This is a genomic window from Clostridium transplantifaecale (assembly GCF_900626075.1).
Classification (GTDB): domain Bacteria; phylum Bacillota; class Clostridia; order Lachnospirales; family Lachnospiraceae; genus Otoolea; species Otoolea transplantifaecalis.
The window spans coordinates 498,037-506,535 of record NZ_UYZY01000005.1 but is presented as its reverse complement, the minus strand read 5'-3'; the positions used below and the strand labels follow the sequence as shown (position 1 = coordinate 506,535).

At 48.9% G+C, this 8,499-nt stretch carries 9 protein-coding genes; 1 reads left to right on the top strand and 8 read right to left on the bottom strand.

Annotated features, from left to right (window positions below; all coding sequences use genetic code 11):
• Window positions 1–225 precede the first annotated feature (225 nt).
• The 4 genes from EJL91_RS19575 to EJL91_RS19560 all read right to left on the bottom strand — a co-directional run bounded on the left by EJL91_RS19575 (window position 226) and on the right by EJL91_RS19560 (window position 3,610).
• Window positions 226–483 (bottom strand): hypothetical protein, encoded by a 258-nt coding sequence (locus EJL91_RS19575; RefSeq protein WP_125143635.1) that lies wholly within the window; start codon window positions 481–483, stop codon window positions 226–228.
• A gap of 61 nt (window positions 484–544) precedes the next feature.
• On the bottom strand, window positions 545–1,339 hold the full coding sequence (locus tag EJL91_RS19570) for an SDR family oxidoreductase (RefSeq protein WP_125143634.1): 795 nt from the start codon (window positions 1,337–1,339) through the stop codon (window positions 545–547).
• Between the two features lie 142 nt (window positions 1,340–1,481).
• Window positions 1,482–2,405, bottom strand: a complete 924-nt coding sequence (locus EJL91_RS19565; RefSeq protein WP_125143633.1) for a fumarylacetoacetate hydrolase family protein — start codon at window positions 2,403–2,405, stop codon at window positions 1,482–1,484.
• A gap of 26 nt (window positions 2,406–2,431) precedes the next feature.
• On the bottom strand, window positions 2,432–3,610 hold the full coding sequence (locus tag EJL91_RS19560; RefSeq protein ID WP_125143632.1) for a pyridoxal phosphate-dependent aminotransferase: 1,179 nt from the start codon (window positions 3,608–3,610) through the stop codon (window positions 2,432–2,434).
• Window positions 3,611–3,873: 263 nt separating this feature from the next.
• Here EJL91_RS19560 and EJL91_RS19555 point away from each other — a divergent pair, with 263 nt between their 5' ends.
• On the top strand, window positions 3,874–4,878 hold the full coding sequence (locus EJL91_RS19555) for a LysR family transcriptional regulator (protein WP_125143631.1): 1,005 nt from the start codon (window positions 3,874–3,876) through the stop codon (window positions 4,876–4,878).
• A 78-nt stretch (window positions 4,879–4,956) separates the two neighbouring features.
• On the opposite strand, the gene EJL91_RS19550 is transcribed toward EJL91_RS19555, so the two are convergent.
• From EJL91_RS19550 to EJL91_RS19535, 4 genes are all read right to left on the bottom strand, one after another.
• Entirely contained in the window at window positions 4,957–5,805 is an 849-nt protein-coding gene (locus tag EJL91_RS19550; RefSeq protein WP_125143630.1) for a site-specific tyrosine recombinase, read from the bottom strand.
• Window positions 5,806–6,020: 215 nt separating this feature from the next.
• A complete protein-coding gene (locus tag EJL91_RS19545; protein ID WP_125143629.1) occupies window positions 6,021–6,566 on the bottom strand; it encodes a stage II sporulation protein M in 546 nt (181 codons plus the stop codon).
• Window positions 6,567–6,666: 100 nt separating this feature from the next.
• A complete protein-coding gene (locus EJL91_RS19540; protein WP_125143628.1) occupies window positions 6,667–7,269 on the bottom strand; it encodes an NUDIX hydrolase in 603 nt (200 codons plus the stop codon).
• Window positions 7,270–7,396: 127 nt separating this feature from the next.
• Window positions 7,397–8,374 carry a hypothetical protein gene (locus tag EJL91_RS19535; RefSeq protein WP_125143627.1) on the bottom strand — a complete coding sequence of 326 codons (978 nt, stop codon included), beginning with the start codon at window positions 8,372–8,374 and terminating at the stop codon, window positions 7,397–7,399.
• Window positions 8,375–8,499: the final 125 nt, after the last annotated feature.

Sequence of the window (8,499 nt, the reverse complement as noted above, 5' to 3'; positions counted from 1 at the left end):
ACTTTCCGAAGGGGACCTTGGAATCCGCCGGTGCTTAGCGAGGTTCTTTCGAGCTTAGCATCCGCTGCGCATTCCACAAGCGGGAGCGAGTCCCCGTAGGAATTTTTTCTCCTGGATTCCCCCTCACCACACCCTACCAACCGGGACTGAAGGCTCATACACACCCACCCACTCCCCCGTCCGCCGTCTTACAGAGGCGTCCTCGCATCTCAACTAAATCCCCCCTTAATGGCGGCTGGACAAAAACGAGGTATAGGGCAGTTTCGAGGCATCGCTCATCCCCAGTTCCCCCGCAATTCTCGAAAGAATCACATTGCACTCTTGTTCCGACAGGGAACCGGATGCCTTTTTACTGGTTTGGGAAGGAAAATGGGAAATCTCTTCTGCTATCTCTGTCAGCAGTTTTTCTTTCTGGCCGTAAGGCATGGTTTTTACTATGTCCATTATGGCATCCTTCTGGCCTTTGTAATTCTCTTCTCTCATGAGCAAAACTCCTTTTTTTCTTTAGTTTGGCTGAGTCCACTCATTTCTATTCTTATGTATTTTAATAAGCTCTCGTCATTCCTCCGTCAAGCAGAACGGTCTGGCCTGAGATATAACTGTTCGCCTCGGAGCAGAGGAATGCCGCCAGACGGCCATACTCATCCGTCGTCCCATAGCGGCCCAGCGGGAAACTCTTTAAGTCCTCTTTCTCATATTCTGCCACCGTGATTCCCGCTTTTTCCGCCCGCATGGTATTGAGGCTTGTGATACGGGCCGTGCCGATACGTCCCGGACCAATGACATTAATCAGGATATTATCTTTTCCAAGTTCGGAAGATAATGTTTTGCTCATGCCTACCACTCCCATCCGCATGGTGTTCGATAAAATCAAATTGTCCAGACAGTCTTTTACCGAAGAAGAGGTGGAATTGAGAATCCTCCCTCCACCCAGTCTCCGCATAGAGGGCAGACAGGCCCGAATCGTTCTTACATAAGACAGAAGACATGTGTGAAATGCCTTCTCCCAATCTTCATCCTGAAAGGAATCAAAGGGTCCCGGTTTAGGCCCCGGACACATATTCACCAAAGCCCAGATGTCTCCCAGCTTTTCCACGGTATGTGCCACCAGCTTTTTGATATCCTCCGGATCGTTTACATCACAAAGAAAGATTTCCGGACGGTTCCCTGTCTCCTTCGCGATCTCCTCCTGCGCCGAGGCAAGCTGGTCTTTAAACGGCTCCGCCGTACACAGCATTACCTTCGCTCCCTCTCTCGCCATCTCTGTTGCAATTCCTTTTCCCAATCCTGCCGCAGATGCCATGCAGAGAACGACTTTATTCTTTAATCCTAAATCCATCTCTTTTCCTCCTGATTTTTATGAATTCCATCTTTTGTTTTAGTTTCGCAGCACGGCTGCCTTCCCGCGCCGTGTGAAAAGCAGCCGTGCTGTGTCGCTACAGTTTCGCTAAATCATGCTTACTGAATCATTTTCTTTTATCTTACAGTTCCGGATGAAGCTTCCGGTCTAACACAGGGTTTACTAACGCCTTCATCTCAAACCCGTCCGGACCATAGATTCGGCACTCTGCCGCATCCCCATCCTGAATATGGAACGCCCGCGGGGTTCCGGTAGAAAGGATATCTCCGGCATACCAGCCCTGGATGCTGCTGTGAAGGGAGACCAGCCTTGACGGACGGTGTGTCATATTGCTGACTGTATTTTTTGCATAAACCCCGCCGTTATGGACGGACTGCACCTCCAGCTTCAGCACATCCGGCACTTCGTCCGGGGTTACCAGCTCAGGTCCGAATGAAAAGAAGGTGGGGAAATTTTTCACAATGCACAGATAACGCGGATTTCCCTGGACATAATCATTTCCTTTTAAAATCGATTCCTCCGTCATATCGAGGACTGTGGTGTAGCCTACGATGGCGCTCTCCCAATCTTCCTCCGCCACATCACGGCAGTCACGGCCCATGATAATCCCCAGCTCCGCCTCCGCCGTCGTCTTCTGCGCTTCCTTTAAGGCAGGCAGCTCAATCGTATCTCCCGGGCCAATCAGAGTATCCGCCATCTTAAAAAAGCTGCCCGGGAAGCCTGTGGGGGCTGCCGTACCGATATCTCCGGCATGATCCACATAGTTTAAGCCGATTCCGAAAATCCGTTTGGGATTGCGGTACAGGGGGCCATAGACTACCTGCTCGTTCTTCACTACACCCGGCAGCTGCTCCAGTTCTTCTTTTCCTCCGTTTCGATACCAGTCCGTCAGTTCCGGAACCTCCCCCTTTTGAATCAGCGGGAGCATCTCTGTCTCCCAGTTTGTTCCTTTTATTTCGTTGAGGGAAACAATAGGAAATACTCCCTTTTCCGTTACGATACCGGCAGTTTCACTGCCATTCCATTTAATTGTCGCAAGACGCATCACATACTCCTCCTTAATATTTAATTTTATTTCAATATTTTCTCCACAGCCTCTTTAAGCCGCCGGCATCCCTCCGCTACATTCTCATAGCTGTTGGCAAAAGACATCCTGAGATACCCCTCTCCGCCCGGTCCGAATACATTACCCGGCACCAGCGCGATCTTCGCTTCCTCCAGAAAATAATCGGCCAGCTCCTCACAGCTCCGGTTAAGCGCCTTGCAGTTGATGAAGATATAGAAGGCCCCCTTCGGGCACCGGCAGCTAAGTCCCGGAATCTCATTGATAGCTTTGACGGCACAATCTCGGCGGCGCTTGTACTCTTTTACCATCTCGTTTACCTCGTCTCCCTCGTCAGTCAGGGCGGCAGCGGCGGCAGCCTGAACGAAGCTGGGTGCGCAGGTAGTGTTGTGCTGATGGAACTTATTCATCGTAACGATATACGATTCCGGCGCGGCCACGTATCCCAGACGCCATCCGTCCATCGCATAGGCCTTGGACATTCCGTTCAGCGTGAAGGTCCTCTCCTTCATCCCCGGGAGGGATGCAATGCTGATGTGCTTTTCACCGTCGTAGATCAGACGCTCATACACCTCATCCGCCAGTACCATCAGATCATTGGAAACGGCGATATCGGCCAACTCCTTTAAAACATCCTCCGTCAGCACGCCGCCGGTAGGATTATTGGGCGTAACGATGACTACCGCCCTCGTCTTCGGTGTGATTTTGGCCCGAATTTCATCGAAATCAATCTGGAATCCCGTCTCCTCCTTCAGGTTGTAAGTGACCGGAACCGCTCCTAAAAGATTCGGCACGTTCACGTAATTGAGCCATACCGGATCCGGAACGAGAATCTCATCTCCTTCATTCAGGATTGCCGCAAGCACAGCGAATACAGCCTCCGATAAGCCAACCGTAACAAGAATTTCCGATGTCTTATAATCAATATGATTTTCGCGGTTTAATTTATCTGCAATTGCCTGGCGAAGCTCCATCGTTCCGTAATTCGAGGTGTAATGTACCTTTCCCTCGGCTAATGCCCTGCACGCGGCCTCTTTTATGTACTCCGGTGTATCAAAGTCAGGACGTCCCAATTCAAAATGAATCACTTTCTCTCCGGTCCTCTCCATCGCTAAAGCCTTTTCATTCACCTTTCGTATTCCGGATGGCGCCATCCGATCCATGCGTTCTGCAATCTTTACCGACATTTTCAATTCCTCCTGTTCTTTTTCTCTTATTTACAGTGCCAATGTTATTACTACCTCTGTTGATTCGATTATAGCAGGAAGCAGTATGCCTTGTAAAATATGTAAAAAGTGAAAGTCTTATATACTTTTTCGTATAGGGAAACCGGGCTATACGAAAACACATTTAATCCATTTATTAAATCGTGGAAACTAGGGAAACCGTATGATATAATAGGAACACTTGAAGAGGATTTATCTTATATACGCAGAAGGAGGTATCTGTCTTGGCTGATTACAAGGAATATGTTTATGCAGTTTACCAGGAAAAGAGCTTTTCAAAAGCCGCCAAAAAGCTCCTTGTGGCACAACCCTGGCTGAGTGCGGCCGTCAAGAAAACGGAACAGGAAATCAATGCCCCTATTTTCGACCGCAGTACAAATCCAATCTCCCTGACAGAGGCCGGAAAATACTATATCGAACACGTGGAACAGATTATAGCCATCGAAAAAGAGATGGAACAGCATTTTAAGCAGCTCCATGCGGCGCAGGAAAGCCAGCTCCGCATCGGCAGTTCTATGTTTTTTTGCACCTATGTCCTCCCCACGCTTCTGGAAGATTTCCGAAGTCTCTATCCTCAGGTTTCAATCACCTTTTCGGAAGGCAACAGCCAGACTTTAACCGAAAAACTCCTGAATGGGGAACTGGACTTTCTGCTCGAAGCAGAGAATCCCGAAAATACCAAATTCACTACAATTCCATGGGCCGAAGAAGAAATTATATTAGCCGTGCCCGCTCATTATTCGATTAATAAAAATCTTAGCGAATATTACTATACATTTGAAGAGTTTCTGCAGCGCAGCCGTTCCGATGTCTGCAAAGCACCCGTTCCGCTGCAAATTTTTCAAAATGAACCCTTTATTTTACTGAATACCGACAACGATATCCATCGCCGAAGCCTGCAGATTTGCCAAAATGCCGGTTTTTCTCCAAAGGTATCTTTATATCTGACCCAGATGATGACCGCCTACTATCTGGTCTGCGAAGGACGGGGAATCGCCTTTCTGCGTTCCACTATTCCTGAATATGTAATGCCCACCAGGGACGTAGTCCTTTATCAGTTAGGAGACCCGTTGGCAGTCCGGAAGATCTATCTTTCCTACCCCAACCGCAAGGCTACGCCTGTACAGCAGTATCTGATCGATTACATGAACGAAGAAACCTCCTTTAATTTTCATCAGATGTACCGGCCTCTTCAGGCCGATAATATCAAAAGAGATACTTTAAAATAAATGCTATAAAAAACGCCCGGACAGCATATCACGAAGTGTCCGGGCGATAATAAATATTATTTAATAAAAACCGTCAGTCTAACGTTTTCCAACGTATGCGGCATACATCTGCGTCGTTGCGACGTCTGAATGCCCCAGAATGACCTGGACGGCTTTCATGTCGGCGCCGCCGCCTATTAAGTGGGCTGCAAATGAGTGGCGCAAGGTATGGGGGGTGATGTCGGATTCGATTCCGGCTTTGTCACCGTAGTATTTGATGATTTTCCAGAAACCCTGACGGCTCATCTGGCCGCCGTTGCAGTTTACGAAAAGCCAGTCCGACTCTTTCTTCTTTGTCAGCTCCGGGCGGGCGTTCTGTATGTAGTCTTCCATTGCGCTCTTGGCTAATCTGCTGAATGGAATGGTTCTGTCTTTCCCACCGTCATGGCAGGTGATGAAACCGATGCTCATGTTTATATTCGACAGCGTCAGGTTCGTCAGTTCCGATACACGGATACCGGTTGCATAGAGAAGTTCCAGCATGGCCTTGTCCCTGATTTCTTTCGGGGAACGGCCGGACGGCTGTCTGAGTAAGGCCGTGACTTCCTCCACCGTGAGGATGACCGGCGCCTTCTTTTCAATCTTCGGGGCATGTACCAGTTCGGCCGGATTGCGCCTTATCTTTCCCTCCGAAAATTCATAATGGAAAAATGCTTTCATGGATGCCAGCATACGGGATATGGTGGTGGTCGCCTTTCCTTCCTTTTCCATAAAAAGGATATAGGACGTAAGACTGGTCTTTGTAACTTTCCCAGCCTCGGTGATTCCTCTCTCCGCCATATAGGCTGCCATCTGTAAAAGATCCCGGTGATATGATAAAACGGTATTCCGGGACATCTTTTTGACCTCCTGCAGGTATTTTATAAAAATTTCTATTTCTGCTACCATACTACTGCTTCCCCTATCCATCTTTCCTCCAAAACGAGGCCAAAACCAGCCTGTACGTAACATTATATATACATTTTTTGATAAAATCAAACACATTTTTCCCACTTTTATGGTATTTTCCGGCTGATTAACATAAAAAATACAACATGTTGGAAGGCGGGTTTTGCCTCCCCTACATGTTGTTAAAAATATTTTAAATATTTTTTAAGTTTTTCTCAGAATACGGACATGAAATGCATAAACCAAGGGTTCAGCCACAGTTCTGACGCCGCACCGGCCGCTGTCAGGAGAAGAAGCACGGCAAAGCCTCCGCCATGGATTTTGCTGCCCGGAGCCATCCCCCATATGTAAAGCACGGCAAATACCGGCAGGTAAAATACCATCTGCGGAAACACCGATAGAAGAAAAAGGAAGACTCCCATCCCCCCTGCCTGGACCGTCATTGAGGATATCAGGAATGCCAAAGAAAATCCGGCATAGACGGCAGCCAGGCAGAACCCGGGAATGGCAAATAAGGACATTCCGAGAAGCCACAGAATCCCCATCAGGAGTCCCCGTTTCAGTATCAGCTCCGACAGTTGTTCCATCGAAGGAGGCGGTGCGCTGCCCGACAGAAACGCCTGTCCGAACACGCCAAGCTGCTCTTTCAAGCCGTCCCCCATCCGGTTAACCCACACCGTTCCGGCTAATATCCCCACAAAAAAACAGAACACTGTCAGCATAGACGGTTGAAAACGAAATGGTGCATGATTTTTTCCCATACAGGCTCACCTTTCCCGCTTCGTAACCACGGAACCGCTCCGTAATTACCCCATTTCTTCCAATCTATGCTGCGTTCTGTCTCTCTATTCTATACAGCCTCTATTTTTGGCTGCCGCTGCCAAATTTACATGCATAAGCCAGAATGGCGGCAATCGTCTTCCCATCCGTCATCTTACCGGAGTATATCAGTTCCAGCAGATCCTTCAGCTCCCACTCCTCCACATCAATCTCCTCGTCCGGATCGAGATGCTGGCTCGACGGGATCAGATTTCTCGCCAGGAAAATATCGATAGCCTCATCGCAGAATGCAATGGTGGTATTGACGCTCAGCAGAAATTCCAGATGATCCGTCTTAAACCCGGTCTCCTCTTCCAATTCCCGGAAGGCACATTCTATTTTAGGTTCTCCGGGAAAATCCAGTTTGCCCGCAGGAATTTCAAGCGTATAACGGTCAAGGGCATTCCGGTACTGGCGTACCATAAGAAGTTTCCCCTCCTTATTCACGGCTACCACAGCTGCTGCTCCGTCGTGATGGATAAAATCCCATTTTGCTTCATGGCCGTTGACTTTGACCGTATCTTCATACATTTTTAGGACGGTGCCTTCGTATTTAAGTTCTCTTTTCAGTCTCTCGACCGGGACGTTTTCATGCTTGCCGTCTGTTGTTTCACCAATGAAATTCTTATCTTCTTTTTCAACCATTTTCTGCTGCTCCTTTTCATCCATTTAAATTTATGATAGAACCGGTTAAAAAACCGGCATTTTGCGTTGTGTTTGGAGAGGGCGCAGAAGATTCGGTTCGGCAGGCTTACCCGCAGGCTTTATAAAATCACCAGACCCGGGCGCCGTTCTCATCCACGATGTAACCGTCCGGGGTCAGGCAGTTCGTCTGCATATCCCCTTCCGGCCCCAGATAGTACCAGTTGTCTTCCCACTTGATCCATCCGGTTACCATATATCCGTCTCCGCCGAAATAGTACCTCTTTCCATCCACGTCGGCCCAGCTGTTTACCGGCCTCGAACCGTCTGTGCCGGTCCATCTCCAGCCCTTTTCATTCTGAATCCATTCTCCCGGGATACGTTCCGAATTGTTCAGCGCTTTTTTTGTTTCCCCCGTTTCCTGACCGGTGTCGGACGGGCTGACATAGAAGCTCTCCGATATTGTATACTTACCTTCCTTAACCCCTTCTCTGCCTACTGCACGGACCTTATAATAATACTCCCCATCCTTATGCATCGCAGTCCCGAAATCATAGGTGGTCTCCGTTGTCGTCTTCCTGCTGCCCACGGCGCGTTCATCCCGGAACAGGTAGATGTCGTAGCTCTCCGCGCCGATTGCCGGCGTCCAGGCCGCAACCGTATCTTTCAGCCAGGCGTCCTCAATGGCTCCCACCCGCTGATACATGGGCCTCAAATCCAGGGTGACGGTCAGAACCTGGGATTCCTCTTTCCGCACCGAATAAACCGTCGCTTCATCACCCTTCACCTTAACTTGAGCCTTAGAAACGTCAAAATAGCCGTCATCCTCCGTAACAATTGTCACCTTGACTCTGGGCTTGTCACTGCGTTTCCAGGTATAGCCGGCATTTTCAATCTCCCAGCCGCTTACCGCATAATTCTCCCCGCCGGTTTCGATTGACAGTTCCTCCGGCTCATCCAGTGCGCTACCGGGCTGCATATTATCTTTTACCTCCAGGCGTATTGACGATATTTTATTCCTGGACGCTGCAAACGAATTCATCGCCGCAAACCCGGATACCGCCAAAGCGGCCAGCATGGCCGCATAAAGTTTCTTTTTATTTTTCATAAACCTCTCCCTATCCGTAAACAGTCATTTCACGGATTCTGTTAATGCCGCATGGCTGCTGCCGGTGACCGAGGTTCTTAATCCATCATACCTCAGTCCCCGCTGTTTTTCAAGTACCGGCACAA

Excerpts from the sequence above, each read along its gene's own strand:
- EJL91_RS19540 (WP_125143628.1), bottom strand. The coding sequence starts at position 7,269 with ATGGTTGAAAAAGAAGATAAGAATTTCATTGGTGAAACAACAGACGGC.
- EJL91_RS19545 (WP_125143629.1), bottom strand. The coding sequence starts at position 6,566 with ATGGGAAAAAATCATGCACCATTTCGTTTTCAACCGTCTATGCTGACA.
- EJL91_RS19575 (WP_125143635.1), bottom strand. The coding sequence starts at position 483 with ATGAGAGAAGAGAATTACAAAGGCCAGAAGGATGCCATAATGGACATA.
- EJL91_RS19570 (WP_125143634.1), bottom strand. The coding sequence starts at position 1,339 with ATGGATTTAGGATTAAAGAATAAAGTCGTTCTCTGCATGGCATCTGCG.
- EJL91_RS19535 (WP_125143627.1), bottom strand. The coding sequence starts at position 8,374 with ATGAAAAATAAAAAGAAACTTTATGCGGCCATGCTGGCCGCTTTGGCG.
- EJL91_RS19565 (WP_125143633.1), bottom strand. The coding sequence starts at position 2,405 with ATGCGTCTTGCGACAATTAAATGGAATGGCAGTGAAACTGCCGGTATC.
- EJL91_RS19550 (WP_125143630.1), bottom strand. The coding sequence starts at position 5,805 with ATGGTAGCAGAAATAGAAATTTTTATAAAATACCTGCAGGAGGTCAAA.
- EJL91_RS19560 (WP_125143632.1), bottom strand. The coding sequence starts at position 3,610 with ATGTCGGTAAAGATTGCAGAACGCATGGATCGGATGGCGCCATCCGGA.